Source organism: Pseudonocardia endophytica (assembly GCF_004339565.1).
Lineage (GTDB): Bacteria > Actinomycetota > Actinomycetes > Mycobacteriales > Pseudonocardiaceae > Pseudonocardia > Pseudonocardia endophytica.
Window position 1 is genome coordinate 1,226,546 of sequence record NZ_SMFZ01000001.1, and the last position, 13,734, is coordinate 1,240,279.

The 13,734-nt window shown below is 71.0% G+C and carries 16 protein-coding genes; 5 read left to right on the forward strand and 11 right to left on the reverse strand.

The features are described 5' to 3' along the window. Position 1: 1 nt before the first annotated feature. The 7 genes from EV378_RS05375 to EV378_RS05405 all read right to left on the reverse strand — a co-directional run bounded on the left by EV378_RS05375 (position 2) and on the right by EV378_RS05405 (position 7,041). A complete protein-coding gene (locus EV378_RS05375) occupies positions 2-802 on the reverse strand; it encodes a hypothetical protein (protein ID WP_132421597.1) in 801 nt (266 codons plus the stop codon). 194 nt (positions 803-996) lie between these two features. Beyond that, positions 997-1,647 carry an alpha-ketoglutarate-dependent dioxygenase AlkB family protein gene (locus EV378_RS05380; protein ID WP_132421598.1) on the reverse strand — a complete coding sequence of 217 codons (651 nt, stop codon included), beginning with the start codon at positions 1,645-1,647 and terminating at the stop codon, positions 997-999. 236 nt (positions 1,648-1,883) lie between these two features. Further along, complete coding sequence (locus EV378_RS05385) at positions 1,884-2,630, reverse strand: methylated-DNA--[protein]-cysteine S-methyltransferase (protein WP_132421599.1); 747 nt, start codon at positions 2,628-2,630, stop codon at positions 1,884-1,886. Beyond that, positions 2,627-3,244, reverse strand: coding sequence for an RNA polymerase sigma factor (locus tag EV378_RS05390; protein ID WP_243653296.1), 618 nt, complete (start codon positions 3,242-3,244; stop codon positions 2,627-2,629). Before EV378_RS05390 ends, EV378_RS05385 begins: the two co-directional genes overlap by 4 nt. A 343-nt stretch (positions 3,245-3,587) precedes the next feature. Beyond that, positions 3,588-4,346: a succinate dehydrogenase/fumarate reductase iron-sulfur subunit gene (locus tag EV378_RS05395; protein ID WP_132421601.1), complete on the reverse strand. Its 759-nt coding sequence runs from the start codon at positions 4,344-4,346 to the stop codon at positions 3,588-3,590. Continuing rightward, positions 4,343-6,289 carry a fumarate reductase/succinate dehydrogenase flavoprotein subunit gene (locus tag EV378_RS05400; protein ID WP_132421602.1) on the reverse strand — a complete coding sequence of 649 codons (1,947 nt, stop codon included), beginning with the start codon at positions 6,287-6,289 and terminating at the stop codon, positions 4,343-4,345. The genes EV378_RS05395 and EV378_RS05400 overlap by 4 nt, the downstream gene beginning before the upstream one ends. After that, positions 6,289-7,041: a succinate dehydrogenase cytochrome b subunit gene (locus EV378_RS05405; RefSeq protein WP_243653297.1), complete on the reverse strand. Its 753-nt coding sequence runs from the start codon at positions 7,039-7,041 to the stop codon at positions 6,289-6,291. Before EV378_RS05405 ends, EV378_RS05400 begins: the two co-directional genes overlap by 1 nt. A 51-nt stretch (positions 7,042-7,092) precedes the next feature. Here EV378_RS05405 and EV378_RS05410 point away from each other — a divergent pair, with 51 nt between their 5' ends. Together EV378_RS05410 and EV378_RS05415 are read left to right on the forward strand one after the other, a co-directional pair. Next, positions 7,093-8,043: a LysR family transcriptional regulator gene (locus EV378_RS05410; protein ID WP_132421603.1), complete on the forward strand. Its 951-nt coding sequence runs from the start codon at positions 7,093-7,095 to the stop codon at positions 8,041-8,043. Positions 8,044-8,059: 16 nt separating this feature from the next. After that, positions 8,060-8,782: a mycothiol-dependent nitroreductase Rv2466c family protein gene (locus EV378_RS05415; protein ID WP_341540408.1), complete on the forward strand. Its 723-nt coding sequence runs from the start codon at positions 8,060-8,062 to the stop codon at positions 8,780-8,782. Between the two features lie 36 nt (positions 8,783-8,818). Here the strand turns inward: EV378_RS05415 and EV378_RS05420 are convergent, their stop codons facing one another. The 4 genes from EV378_RS05420 to EV378_RS05435 all read right to left on the reverse strand — a co-directional run bounded on the left by EV378_RS05420 (position 8,819) and on the right by EV378_RS05435 (position 12,253). Then, positions 8,819-9,589 (reverse strand): hypothetical protein, encoded by a 771-nt coding sequence (locus EV378_RS05420; protein WP_132421605.1) that lies wholly within the window; start codon positions 9,587-9,589, stop codon positions 8,819-8,821. A 64-nt stretch (positions 9,590-9,653) separates the two neighbouring features. Beyond that, positions 9,654-10,736 (reverse strand): regulatory protein RecX, encoded by a 1,083-nt coding sequence (locus EV378_RS36880; protein WP_132421606.1) that lies wholly within the window; start codon positions 10,734-10,736, stop codon positions 9,654-9,656. A 2-nt stretch (positions 10,737-10,738) separates the two neighbouring features. Further along, positions 10,739-11,800 carry a recombinase RecA gene (gene recA, locus EV378_RS05430; RefSeq protein WP_132421607.1) on the reverse strand — a complete coding sequence of 354 codons (1,062 nt, stop codon included), beginning with the start codon at positions 11,798-11,800 and terminating at the stop codon, positions 10,739-10,741. A gap of 258 nt (positions 11,801-12,058) precedes the next feature. Then, a complete protein-coding gene (locus EV378_RS05435; RefSeq protein WP_132421608.1) occupies positions 12,059-12,253 on the reverse strand; it encodes a DUF3046 domain-containing protein in 195 nt (64 codons plus the stop codon). A gap of 63 nt (positions 12,254-12,316) precedes the next feature. Between EV378_RS05435 and EV378_RS36695 the strand changes: the two genes are divergently transcribed. The 3 genes from EV378_RS36695 (at position 12,317) to EV378_RS05445 (ending at position 13,713) form a co-directional block, all read left to right on the forward strand. Continuing rightward, positions 12,317-12,445, forward strand: a complete 129-nt coding sequence (locus tag EV378_RS36695) for a hypothetical protein (RefSeq protein ID WP_279389593.1) — start codon at positions 12,317-12,319, stop codon at positions 12,443-12,445. Positions 12,446-12,511: 66 nt separating this feature from the next. Further along, positions 12,512-13,021, forward strand: a complete 510-nt coding sequence (locus EV378_RS05440; protein WP_132421609.1) for a hypothetical protein — start codon at positions 12,512-12,514, stop codon at positions 13,019-13,021. A gap of 104 nt (positions 13,022-13,125) precedes the next feature. Further along, on the forward strand, positions 13,126-13,713 hold the full coding sequence (locus EV378_RS05445) for a TIGR03086 family metal-binding protein (RefSeq protein ID WP_243653298.1): 588 nt from the start codon (positions 13,126-13,128) through the stop codon (positions 13,711-13,713). Positions 13,714-13,734: the final 21 nt, after the last annotated feature.

Below are 13,734 nucleotides of genomic sequence, written 5' to 3' on the forward strand. Positions count from 1 at the left end.
GTCACCCCACGATCCGCAGGTCGGAGATCCATCCGGCCGAGACGGCCATGATGTAGAAGTCGGTGATCGCCAGGCTGGCCAGCGTCGCCCAGGCGTACTGCATGTGCCGCGTGTTCAGCTTCGTGACGAAGGTCCACATCTTGTAGCGCATCGGGTGCTTCGAGAAGTTGTTGATCCGGCCGCCGACGCCGCTGCGGCACGAGTGGCAGGACGCCGTGTAGATGAACAGCAGCACCACGTTCGCCACCAGGATGATGTTCCCGAGGCCGAGCCCGAACGAGCCGTCCGGCTTGACGAACGCGATCACCGCGTCGTAGGCGTTGATCAGTGTGATGAGCGCCGCCAGGTAGAAGAAGTACCGGTGCGCGTTCTGCAGGATCAGCGGGAAGCGCGTCTCGCCGGAGTACTTCCGGTGCGGCTCGGCCACGGCGCAGGCCGGCGGCGACAGCCAGAACGCCCGGTAGTAGGCCTTGCGGTAGTAGTAGCAGGTCAGCCGGAACAGCAGCAGGAACGGCAACGTCAGCGCTGCGTACGGGATGAACCACACGTCCGGCAGGAACTGCCCGAAGTGCGACGCCTCCGGCACGCAGCCGGTCGAGAAGCACGGCGAGTAGAACGGCGTCAGGTAGCCGTAGTCGGCCACCCAGTAGTCGCTCTGCATGAAGACCCGCACCGTGGCGTAGATGACCCACGCCGCCAGTCCCACGAAGTTCGCCAGCGGCGGGAGCCACCAGCGGTCCGTGCGCAGCGTCCGTGCCGCGATCTGCGCCCGCCCGGCGGCCGCGTCAGTGGTGGATGACACGCGGTGGAGCTCCTCTGTGTTCGCCGACGTCGGGTCGCCCCGGACACGACGTCGTGTCCTGATCTGTCGCGTTCTCGCATCGCAGCTTCAAGGTGCGGCAAGTTCGGGCAGCGTACGACGGCGGCGTCCGGTCAGCCGTGTCAGGTTCGCCTATGACGCCCAGGCAGAGACGCGTGTCACACGGCCGTGGATGATCAACTGGACTCGAGGCCGGACTCGCGGAGCGTGATGTTCAGACGACCGCTGGTCAGCCCGATGTCCGGCACGTCCGCGTCGGGGAGCAGGCGCGGCACCCCGTGGTAGGCGAAACGGCTCGGTCCGCCGAACACGACGAGGTCACCGGACAGCAGGTCGACGTCGGTGTACGGCTTCCCGCGGTTCTCGGTGTTGCCGAACCGGAACACGCACCCCGCGCCCAGTGACAGGGACACGACCGGGGCGTCCGTGCGCTCGTCGACGTCGCGGTGCTGGCCCATGCGGGCGTCGCCGTCGTAGAAGTTGATCAGGGCGACGTCCGGGCGGTAGTCCCCCGGCATCCCGGCCGCCGCCACCGCGTCCCTGCCCAGCTCTCCCAGCCGGTCCGGGAACGGCGCGACCGGGGAGCCGTCCTGGTCGTCGCGGGTGCGCGAGTAGCGGTACGGGATCCAGTGCCAGCCCAGGCAGACCATCCGCACGGACATCTGATGCCCGCTCGGCAGCGTCGCGGCACGGATGCCGGGGCCCTCGGACGCCCAAGCCCGGCAGGCCACGACGAGCTCGCGTTGGCGCTCGACGCTCAGCCAGCCGGGCACGTGGACGGCCCCGGACGCCAACTCGCGCCGCGGTCGCGCGAACAGCTCCGGCACGACACCTCCTCACCACGTCCTCGCCCGTGTGCGCTCCCCAGCCCGAACGAACGGCACCTTCGAGCAATCACATTGCCCCAACGGCACCCTCGTTCGGCGGCCGGCCACCCGCCGCCCCCGATCCCGCCATCACGAACGAACGGCACCTTCGAGCAATGTCACTGCCCCAACGGCACCCTCGTTCGGTCCGGTCACGGCATGGCGAGCGAGCGAGTCACGGCACGACCGTGGCGCGGTCACGCCACCGCTGCCGGGCGGCAGTCCCGGCACGGGCGATACCCGGCGGCCCGCGCGGCGTCGACCTTCCGGAACGGACGCCGGTGCGGCCCGGTGATCCGCCGCGCGTGGTGGCAGCTCGGGAAGCAGACGATGCCGGTCGTGTCGCTGGCCACGAACAGCTCGCCGCGGGCGGTGGCCGCGTCGGCGCCGTCGACGTCGAGGCCCTCGGCGCTCAGCAGCTCCCGCTTGCGCTCGGCGCCGTACATGTAGTCCCCGAGCACGCCGGTCCCCCGAACCACGCGGTGGCACGGCACCAGCAGCGGCACCGGGTTGCGGGCCAGCACCGACGCGGCCGCCCGGACGGCTGCCGGACGCCCGGCCTCGCGCGCCACCCAGCCGTACGGGCGCACCTGCCCGGCCGGGATCCGGCTGGTCACGTCCAGCACCGACCGCTCGAACTCGGACAAGCCGCCGACGTCCAGGTCGGGCCCCTGCCCCTTCGACCCCTTCAACGCGGGCAACAACCCGCGCGGCGCCTTCGACAGCTGTCGCAACGGTCGTCCGAACCGCTCGCGGTAGGTCTCGGCGAACGACTCGCCCGGCGTCCCGTCGGCGGAGCGCAAATACTGCACCCCGGCGCCGGTGACGGCCACGTGGACGTCACCCAACCTGCTCGGCGCGGTCAGCCATCCGGCGAACACGCGCGCCTCCAGGTCCGGGCCGTTCTGCTCGGCCAGCCCGGCCAGGCTCTCCTCGATACTCATCGCGTTGCCTCCTCGCGCAGGTTCTCCACCAACGGCCGCAGGCGCGCCAGACCGCGGGAGATGTGCGACTTCGCCGTCCCCTCGGCCACGCCGAGCACCTCGGCCACCTCACCCGTTCCCAGGCCGACGACGTGCCGCAGCACGACCGCCGTCCGCTGCACCTCGGACAGCTGCGCGAGCGCGGCGCCCAGCTCGCGCTGCAGCTCGCCCGACTCGGCGTGCTGCTCGACCCCATGGCCCGTCCCCGGCTCGTCGGCCGCCGTCTCGTACGACGGCGGCGGCGCCGGTCTCCGCGACCGGTCCCGTGCCGCGTTGCGGGCGGTGTTGCGCAGGATCGTCAGGAGCCACGGCCGGATCCGCAGCGTCTGCAAGCGGGCCGCGTCGTACGAGCGCAACGCGCGGTAAGCGCGCAGGAACGCGTCCGCGGCGAGGTCCTCGGCATCGGCCGGATCCCGGACGAACTGCCTCGCCACCGACCAGACGACACCGCGGTGCCGCCGCATCAGCACCGCAAACCCGCCGTCGAGGTCGGCCGCCAGGTGCGCGGCCAGCGCGGCGTCCGGCTCGTCGGCTCTGTCGTCGTCCGGCGGGCTCGGCACGTCCGTGGCCCTCACGTCGTCGACGATCCCACTGCCCATGTGAGTACCGAACACCGCGATCGCCCGCGTGGTTGCAGCGCCTCGGCATGATCAGCGGAACCGGCCGGATCGCGCCATCCGTGACGTGGTTCCTACCACTCCCGCCGATCATGAGCGGCCGGCGAGCCGGCGCCGAACTCGTGATCGCCGCAACCGGTTGGAACGCGCCATCCGTGACGCGGGGCCGACCACTCCCGCCGATCTTGTGCGCTCATCGGCCGGCACCAAGCTCATGATCGGCGCAACCGGTTGCAACGCGCCATTAGTGACGCGAAGCCGACCACTTCCGCCGATCATGCGTGCCGCGGGGCGCCGGGGGTCAGGCGCTGCGGCGCTTCCCGGCCACCGTCGCGGCGAGATAGTCCCGGTTGAGCTGGGAGATCACGTCGAGAGGGATCTCCTTCGGGCAGGCGCTGGTGCAGGCGCCGGTGTTCGTGCAGCCGCCGAAACCGGCGTCGTCGTGGGCCTCGACCATGGCGACGACGCGCTCGTAGCGCTCCGGCTGCCCCTGCGGGAGCTCGCCGAGGTGGGTCAGCTTGGCCCCCAGGAACAACGACGCGGATCCGTTCGGGCACGCCGCGACGCACGCGCCGCAGCCGATGCAGTTCGCCGCCTCGAACGAGCGGTCCGCGGCGGCCTTGCGCACCGGGGTGGCGTGCGCGTCCGGGGCCGAGCCGGTGTTCACCGACACGTACCCGCCCGCCTGAATGATCTTGTCGAACGCGCCGCGGTCGACGACCAGGTCCTTGATCACGCCGAACGACCCGGAACGGAACGGCTCGATGACGACCGTGTCGCCGTCGTCGTAGTGACGCATGTGCAGCTGGCAGGCGGTGGTGGCGCGCTGCGGGCCGTGCGGGCGGCCGTCGATGACCATGCTGCAGGAGCCGCAGATGCCCTCGCGGCAGTCGTGGTCGAACGCGACCGGCTCCTCGCCGGACAGGATCAGCTTCTCGTTCAGGACGTCGAGCATCTCCAGGAACGACATGTCGTCGTCGACGTCGTCCAGTGTGTACGGCTCGAGATGTCCCTTGTCGACGGAGTCACGCTGGCGCCAGATCTTCAGGGTGAGTCTCACTTGTAGCTCCGCTGGGTGGGATGGACGTAGTCGAAGACCAGGTCCTCGCGGTGCAGGACGGGGGCCTGTCCACGGCCTGTGAACTCCCAGGCCGCGGTGTAGGCGAAGTGCTCGTCGTCGCGCAGTGCCTCGCCGTCGTCGGTCTGGCTCTCCGCGCGGAAGTGGCCGCCGCAGGACTCGTTGCGGTGCAACGCGTCCAGGCACATGAGCTCGGCGAGCTCGAGGAAGTCGGCGACGCGGCCGGCCTTCTCCAGGCTCTGGTTCAGCTCCGCGCCGGTGCCGGGGACCATCACGTTGGACCAGAACTCCCTGCGCAGCTCCGGGATCCGGTCGAGCGCCTTGCGCAGGCCCTCGTCGGAGCGCTCCATGCCGCAGTAGTCCCACATGATGTGCCCGAGCTCGCGGTGGAACGAGTCGACCGTGCGGTTGCCCTTGATCGAGAGCAGCGTCCGGACCCGGTCGGTCACCGCGTTCCGTGCGTCGACGACCTCGGGCGACTCCTCGGTGACCGGCTCCAATGTGGTCGTCGCGAGATAGTCGCCGATCGTGACCGGGAGGACGAAGTAGCCGTCGGCCAGGCCCTGCATCAGCGCCGAGGCGCCGAGCCGGTTAGCTCCGTGGTCGGAGAAGTTCGCCTCCCCCGTGACGTACAGGCCGGGGATCGTGGACTGCAGGTCGTAGTCCACCCACAGGCCGCCCATCGTGTAGTGCACGGCGGGGTAGATCCGCATCGGGACCTCGTACGGGTTCTCCCCGGTGATCCGCTCGTACATCTCGAAGAGGTTGCCGTACTTGGCCTCGACGGCCTTGCGGCCGAGCCGCTGGATGGCGTCGTCGAAGTCGAGGTACACGCCGAGCCCGCCCGGGCCGACGCCCCGCTTCTCGTCGCACACCTCCTTGGCCGCCCTGGACGCGATGTCGCGGGGTACCAGGTTGCCGAAGGCGGGGTACTTGCGCTCCAGGAAGTAGTCGCGCTCGGCGTGCGGGATGTCGTTCGGCTTGCGGTCGTCGCCGATGCGCTGCGGGACCCAGACGCGGCCGTCGTTGCGCAGCGACTCGGACATCAGCGTCAGCTTCGACTGGTGGTCGCCGGACACCGGGATGCACGTCGGGTGGATCTGGGTGAAGCACGGGTTCGCGAACAGCGCACCCTTGCGGTGTGCGCGCCACGACGCGGTCACGTTGCAGCCCTTGGCGTTCGTCGACAGGTAGAACACGTTCCCGTAGCCGCCGGAGGCGAGCACGACGGCGTCCGCGAGATGGGTCTCGATCTCGCCGGTGACCATGTCGCGCGCGACGATGCCGCGCGCCCGCCCGTCGACGACGATCAGCTCGAGCATCTCGTGACGCGTGTGCATGGTGACCGTGCCGGCCTGTACCTGCCGCTCCAGGGCCTGGTACGCGCCGAGGAGCAGCTGCTGGCCGGTCTGGCCACGCGCGTAGAACGTGCGGCTGACCTGGACGCCGCCGAAGCTGCGGGTGTCGAGCAGGCCGCCGTACTCGCGGGCGAACGGGACACCCTGTGCGACGCACTGGTCGATGATCTGGCGGCTGATCTCCGCGAGACGGTGCACATTGGACTCGCGGGCGCGGAAGTCGCCGCCCTTCACGGTGTCGTAGAACAGCCGGTAGACGCTGTCGCCGTCGTTGCGGTAGTTCTTCGCCGCGTTGATCCCGCCCTGCGCGGCGATGGAGTGCGCCCGGCGTGGGCTGTCCTGGTAGCAGAACGTGTCGACCTGGTAGCCGGCCTCGCCGAGCGTGGCGCTGGCCGATCCACCGGCCAGGCCGGACCCGACGACGACGATCTTCTTGGACCGCTTGTTTGCCGGGTTGACCAGCTTCACGCCGAACCGGCGGCGCTCCCAGCGGGTCTCGATCGGGCCCTCGGGGGCCGCGCCGTCGGCGACCGGCTCGCCGGTCTCGTACTCGCTGTACGGGCTCATCACACCACTCCGAACGTGACGGCGATCGGGACCGCGAGGAACCCGACGGTCAGCAGGACGGCGAACACCGTCGAGACGATCTGCAGGGGCCGCTGCCGGCGGCCGTTCGAGACGCCGAGCGTCTGCAGGGCCGACCACAGGCCGTGCCGGACATGGAGCCCGACGGCGACGACGGCCAGGACGTAGAACAGCGTCACGTACCAGCGGCTCGGGGCGAAGTCGGCGACGACGTTCGCGTAGACCTGCAGGTGCTCACCGTTCGGGTTCAGCGTGCCGGTCGTCAGGTCGAGCAGGTGGTAGACGACGAACAACACGATGATCACGCCGCCCCACCGCATGGTGCGGGCGGCGTAGCTCCCGGGCAGCTTGTGGTTGCCCCCTGCGTAACGGATCGGCCGGGCACGACGGGCCCGCAGCGCGAGCACGGTCGCCGACCAGATGTGCGCCAGCACCGACACGGTCAGCACGACCCGGACGATCCAGAGCATGCCCTCGTAGGGCAGGGCCGGCTCGAGGATCTCCCGCAACCAACGGGCGTACCCGTCCAGCTCGGCGCCCCCGAAGAAGATCTTCAGGTTCCCGATCATGTGCAGGACGAGGTACAGCAGCAGGAACGCGCCGCTGACCGCCATCACGAACTTCAGCAGCACACCCGGGATGCGGGGGCGCCGCGGCTTGCGCGCAGCTGCCCCCTTCGCCGGGGTGGACGTCGACACGGTGACCACGTCGATCAGTGGAACGGTCGAGACCACGGAAGGTCCAATGCATCGGGAGAACGGAATCGATAGCTCTACGCTATGGCGGTGACACTTCAGCAGCTCCTGTACTTCGTCGCGGTCGCGGACGTGCGGAGCTTCACCCGCGCCGCCGACGTGTCCGGCGTCGCACAGCCCACGTTGAGCCGGGCATTACGGACACTGGAGACGGAGCTGGGCGCACCGCTGTTCGACCGCGGCGCGACCGTCACGCTCACGCCGGCCGGGGAGGCGGTGCTCCCCCTGGCACGCCGGATGCTCGCCGACGCGGACACGGCGCGGAGCACGGTCGCCGAGATCGCCGGGGTGCGACGGGGGCGGGTCCGGATCGGTGCGACACCGTCGCTGTGCATCGGCGTGCTGGCCGATGTGCTGCGCGTGTTCCACCAGCAACACCCGGGGATCCACGTCGAGCTGACCGAGGCCGGGTCCCAGCCGCTGGTCGACGGCCTGGTGCGCGGGTCGCTCGACATCGCTCTCGTGATCGTGCCGCCGGACGGCGTGGATCCCGCCCTGCACACCGCGCCGCTGCTGCGGGAGCGGTTGTCGGTCGCGTCGCCGTCGTCGCGCCGCCCGCTCGCGACGCGCGGCTCGATCACCGTCGGCGAGCTGGCCCGCCACCATCTCGTGATGCCGGCGCGGGGTTACGACCTGCGCGAGGTGACGCTGCGCGCGTACGCGGCCGCCGGGGTGGAGCCGCGGATCGCGGTCGAGGGTGCGCAGATGGACGCGGTGCTCCGGCTGGTGGAGGCCGGCACCGGCATGGCCGTCGTGCCGGACCTCGTGTTCGCCGGGCGCCCCCGGCTGCGACGGACGGTGCTCAACCCGGCGCTGTACCGGACGGTCGCGGTGGCGCGACGGACGGACATCGCCCCACCGCCCGCCGTGATCGCGTTCGCGGACACGCTGGTCGGGCACCTGGCGGACGACCCGGTCCAGTCCGCAGGAGACGTCCAGGTCCTGCACCGGAGGCGGACCGGGCGGGAGCTGCTCGGCTGAGGCCTACGCTCTGCCCGTGGCCGACCTGCATTTCTACTTCGATCCGGTGTGCCCCTTCGCGTGGATGACCAGCAAGTGGGTGCGAATGGTCGCCGAGCAGCGTGACTACACCGTGGACTGGCGGTTCATCTCGCTGCGGCTGCTGAACGCACACGTCGACTACGACGCCCACTTCCCGCCGGAATACGAGGCGGGCCACACGGCCGGGCTGCGGCTGCTGCGCGTCTGCGCGGCAGCCCGGGAGTCACACGGCACGGAGGCGATCGCCGGGCTCTACCGCGAGCTGGGCACCGCGATCTTCGACCGGGAGCGTGTGCCCGACGAGGCCGGCGCACACGAGCGGCGCGGCACGCGCGGGTTCGCCGAGCCGGTCCTGAGCGCGGCCGGGCTTCCCGTCACGCTGGCCGAGGCCCTCGAGGACACCTCCTACGACTCCGTCGTGCAGGCCGAGACGGACGAAGCGCTCGGCCTGACCGGCAAGGACGTCGGGACACCGATCCTGCACTTCGAGCCACCCGCCGGAGTCGCGTTCTTCGGTCCGGTGATCAGCCGCCTGCCGTCGGCGGACGAGGCGGCCGAGCTGTGGGACCACGTCGTCGGGCTCGCCCGCTTCGGCGGGTTCGCCGAGCTGAAGCGGAGCCTGCGCGAACGCCCCCAGCTCCGCGCGCTCGGCGTCGACACCGACCAGGTCGGTCTGACCGAGGACTGGCACGGCGGGAGCAGACGGCTGAAGAAGTGACCGGGCCCGGCTCGCGAGCAGTTCGACTCCGGACGGTCAGACCGCGTCCCGCACGGTCGCGATCTTGTCCCGGTTGCTCGCGAACCGGACGCGGTCCGGGTCGAGCCGGTCGATCAGGTCGATCAGCGCGTGCTGGACCTCGACGAGCCGGGCGAGGTCCGGTCCGGTCAGGTCGGCGATGCGGTCACGTGGCCGGGCGAGCCACCGGACGAACGCCGGCGAGTCGAGCCGGTCGACGAACGCGGCGTAGCCGAGGCAGGTGGAACGCACACCGGTCGGCCGGGGTTCGGCCAGTTCGACGATCATCAGCTCGCCGATCGCCCGCTGCTGGCCGCGGTAGACGTAGAAGTCGTCGCGGCGGCGCCGGGACGTCGACGCGAACGTGCCCTGGATCCGGTCGAGCTCGGCCTTGAGCGCGCCGGTCTCCTGCTCGTCGGCCAGGTCCAGGAACTGCAGCTCACGGCGGACGATCTCCAGCCAGCCGAAGAACTCGGCGATCACGTACAGCGTGTTCGTGACGAAATAGTCGTGCTCGGTGTCGCCGCGGCCGCGGAAGCCGCCGTGCATGTTCCAGATCCGGCTCTGCAGGTCGTAGGCCGCCCGGAGCAGTGGGTTGCGGTAGGCACGGACGAGCTCGGCGGTCTGCGCGCGACGGTCGTTCGCGGCGCGCTGCTCGGCCAGCTCGTGCTTCACGACCTCGAGCTCACGGTTCGCCCGCCGGCGCAGGACCTCGACACCGATCGCCGACGTCAACGCGATCACCGCGGAGATCACGGCGACGACGATCGCAACGGTGGCGGGGCTCATCGGTCTCCTCGGTCGACGGTCCGGACGCGCAGCGACCCTAGCGACGATCTACCGGGGCCTGGCGTCAGTCCTCCGGCGGCTCCTCGCCCATCTCGTCCTCCTCGGCGCCGCGGGCAGCGATCGCGTCCCGGACGACGGAGTAGGCGACGCCCGCGCCGTAGCCCTTGCGCGCGAGCATCCCGACCAGGCGACGGGACGCCGACGCGCGTTCCTCGCGGGTGCCGACCTTCACGGTGCGGATCTTCTTCTCGACCAGCTCGCGAGCCCGCGCCTCCTCGGACTCGGCGTCGATCTCGGTCAGTGCCTCGTCCGCGATCTCCTTCGCGACACCCTTGCGGCGCAGCTCCTGCGCGATCGCCCGCTTGCCCAGGCCACGGTGACGGTGGCGCGACCGGACCCACTGACCGGCGAACGCCTCGTCGTCGACGAGCCCGACCTCGTCGAACCGCTCCAGCACCCGATCCGCGACGTCCTCCGGGATCTCCTTGCGCACCAGCGCATCCCGGAGCTCCTGGACCGTGCGCGCGCGGTCGGTGAGCAGACGCAGGCAGATCTCCTTCGCCCGGGACTCGTCGTCCTGTGGAGATCCGGCGTCCGCGCGGGCGACGCCGCGACCGCCTCGGGCCCCTCGTCGGCCGCCGGTCGTGCTGCGCCCTCGCGTCGTACCGTCAGCCTCGTCGTCGTCCGCTCCCGGCTCGGGCGGCCCAGAGCCGTTCGTCGCAGCCGTCGAGTCCGCGTCGCCGCGGAGCACATCGGACACCGGGCGACCGAACGCCGGGCGCGCCCGCGTCACGTCACGGCCGGAACCACCGCCGTCGGCCGGTCCGGCCCGGTCACCGCGGGACCGGCCACCACGGTCCGACCGATCCGAGCCACCGCGCCGCCCTGCTCCGCTCCCCCGACGGTCGGTGGGCGCCGTCCCGCCGAACCTGGCTCGGCGGGGGGTGCCGCCGGATCCGGAGTCGGCGGGAGGGTCGTCGAACGACGCCACCCTGGCTTCGTCGTCGGATGCGTCCTCGTCGTCCAGATCGAACGACGCCACACGCATCGTCGGGCTCGACCCGTCGGCCTCGTCGAGCGCGTCGAAGTCGGCGACCCGGACCGGACCGGACGATCCGTCGTCGAACCGGCCGTCCTCGGTGGACACGCTCAGAAGTCGACCGGCGCGGGCAGCGGCTCGACCGCACCACCGGCGGCCTCGATCTCGGCGTCGAGCACGGCGCCGATCCCCAGCTTCTCCTTGATCCGCTTCTCGACCTCGGCCGCGACGTCCGGGTTCTCCTTCAGGAACTTGCGGGCGTTCTCCTTGCCCTGTCCCATCTGGTCGCCCTCGTACGTGTACCAGGCGCCCGACTTGCGGATGATCCCCTGCTCGACGCCGACGTCGATGAGTGAACCCTCGCGGCTGATGCCGACGCCGTACAGCACGTCGAACTCGGCCTGCTTGAACGGCGGGGCGACCTTGTTCTTCACGACCTTGACGCGGGTCCGGCTACCGACCATGTCGGCGCCGTCCTTCAGCGTCTCGATCCGGCGGATGTCCATCCGGACCGACGCGTAGAACTTCAGCGCCTTGCCTCCGGTCGTCGTCTCCGGCGAGCCGAACATGACGCCGATCTTCTCGCGCAGCTGGTTGATGAAGATCGCCGTGGTGCCGGACGTGCTCAGCGCGCCGGTGATCTTCCGCAGCGCCTGGCTCATCAGGCGCGCCTGCAGACCGACGTGGCTGTCACCCATCTCGCCCTCGATCTCGGCGCGCGGCACGAGCGCGGCCACCGAGTCGATCACGATGATGTCCAGCGCGCCGGAGCGGATCAGCATGTCCGTGATCTCGAGCGCCTGCTCACCGGTGTCCGGCTGGGAGACCAGCAGGTCGTCCGTGTTCACCCCGAGCGCCTTGGCGTACTCCGGGTCGAGCGCGTGCTCGGCGTCGACGAACGCCGCGACGCCGCCCGCCGCCTGTGCGTTCGCCACCGCGTGCAGCGCGAGCGTGGTCTTACCGCTGGACTCGGGGCCGTAGATCTCGACCACGCGGCCCCGGGGGATCCCGCCGATGCCGAGCGCGACGTCGAGCGCGATGGAGCCGGTGGAGATGGCGCTGATCGGCGTGCGGGTCTGGTCGCCCAGGCGCATCACCGAGCCCTTGCCGTGGTTCTTCTCGATCTGCGCGAGTGCGAGCTCGAGAGCCTTCTCGCGGTCCGGAGCGGTCATCTGTTGCCTCGCTGATCTGCGATCGGATGATGTCTGTGCTGTCTGCGTTGTCGCCGGGGAGGTCTGCGGAGACTTCGGGGCGGTCTTGCGGGGAGCCACGGGACAAATGTATGGGGTCCCCCCGACAATTCCGCCGCCCGGATCACCGTCTGTGGACGGCGCCGTCACGTTGTGGACAACACCATAGGCGAACACCCGTTCGATGCGGGCACCGACACGCCGACCGTGTATCCGCCCGCGCCGAGCGGCGAGTGCGCGTCAGCGTCGGGCCGGCGGCACCTCGTACGCCTCGCACACCGCGCGCCAGATCCGGCGCAGGTCGACGCCGGACTCGACGGCCTGCTCGACGGTCTGCCCGTCGAGCTCGGCGAACACGTGGTCCCGGGACAGGGATCCGGCCCGGACGGCCCCGAACTCGCCCTCCATCAGCTCGCGGAAGTGGCTCAGTCGCACCGGGCGAGCGTATCGCGTCCGGACGGCGGCGCCGGATCACCACCCGCCGGTACCGTGGGCGATATGTCCGTCCTCGCGCAGGCCATGACCGATATCGGCTCGCCGCTGGCCTGGCAGATCGTGTCGGTGCTCGCGCTGCTGGGCGCGCTGGTCGTCCTGCTCCGGTGGTGGTTCGCGAACCGCAGACGCTGACCGTCCGGCCCGGCGCAGGACGCGGCGGTTAGGCTCGCCCGCCGACACGACGAGCGGGAGGCACGCATGGCGAGGTCGACACCGGCGGGGCAGGGCGACGGCGGCATCGAGCAGGCGTACGGGCTCGTCGCGGAGACGCTGTCCGGCGCCGTGCGGGAGACGATCGAGCAGAACGACCCGCAGCCGGCCAGGGACGCCGTCCGCCGCGTCACCGCCGTCGACGACCGGGTGCCCTCCGGCGACGAGCCGCCTCCCGGATGGTCGCTGGCGTTCCTCGTGCTCGCGGACTGGTTCGACGTCGCGCGCACCCGTCTCGCCGACCATCCGGACCGCACCGACCGCGCGCTGGACTGGATCGAGGAGCACCTCGGGCGGCGCTACCGCTCCAGGGCGAGCTACACGATCGCGCCGCTGACCAGCATCGAGAAGGCGCGCGAGACGTCGCACTACGTCGAGGCGCTCGGGAACGACTTCCTGGCCAGCATGGTCTGGGCCGCTGCCGCGGTCACCGACCTCTACCCCGACGAGACCGGCGGGAAGGACTGGCTCCGCCGCGAGTCGGACGCCGCGCGCTGACCGGTCTTGTACTCAACCGATGAGTTGAGAACGATGGGGGAGTCGGAGCCCTCGTAGGTCACGGCGAACAGGTCGCCGGACACCGAGAGCCGGAGGACGGACCCGTGAGCATCCCCAGCACCCCCGCCGACGAGCACCGTGAGATGGCCGCGCCGTTCACCCGCCTGGTCGGCGCCGTCCCGGACGATGCCTGGTCCGCGCCGTCCCCGGTCGACGGCTGGAGCGCCCGTGACGTCGTACGCCACCTCTGCGAGTGGTTCCCGGCGTTCCTGAGCGCGTACGCGGGCGTCGATCTGAAGGCCGGCCCGTCGGTGGACGAGGACCCGGTCGGCGCGTGGCAGTCCCTCGACGACCAGGTCCAGAGCCTGCTGGAGGAGCCCGCGAGCGGGGAGCGGACGCTCGCGATCCCGTACGCGGACCCGATGCCGTTGCCACGCGGAATCGTGCAGTTCTTCAGCGGCGACGTGTTCATGCACGCCTGGGACCTGGCCCGCGCCACCGGGCAGGACGTCGCGCTGGAACCGGACCGCTGCGCGGAGATGGTCGCCGGGATGGAGCCGATCGAGGAGCTGATGCGCTCCAGCGGGCAGTTCGGTCCCCGCGTCGAGGTCGCCGCGAACGCCGACCCACAGACGCGGTTGCTCGGCTTCATCGGCCGCGATCCGGCATGGCGGGCGCCCGCAGGATCCTGACGGGCGCGCGGTCGCCGCGAA

Excerpts from the sequence above, each read along its gene's own strand:
- EV378_RS05400 (WP_132421602.1), bottom strand. The coding sequence starts at position 6,289 with ATGAGCCCGTACAGCGAGTACGAGACCGGCGAGCCGGTCGCCGACGGC.
- EV378_RS05385 (WP_132421599.1), bottom strand. The coding sequence starts at position 2,630 with ATGAGTATCGAGGAGAGCCTGGCCGGGCTGGCCGAGCAGAACGGCCCG.
- EV378_RS36695 (WP_279389593.1), top strand. The coding sequence starts at position 12,317 with ATGTCCGTCCTCGCGCAGGCCATGACCGATATCGGCTCGCCGCTGGCC.
- EV378_RS05440 (WP_132421609.1), top strand. The coding sequence starts at position 12,512 with ATGGCGAGGTCGACACCGGCGGGGCAGGGCGACGGCGGCATCGAGCAG.
- EV378_RS05420 (WP_132421605.1), bottom strand. The coding sequence starts at position 9,589 with ATGAGCCCCGCCACCGTTGCGATCGTCGTCGCCGTGATCTCCGCGGTG.
- recA (WP_132421607.1), bottom strand. The coding sequence starts at position 11,800 with ATGACCGCTCCGGACCGCGAGAAGGCTCTCGAGCTCGCACTCGCGCAG.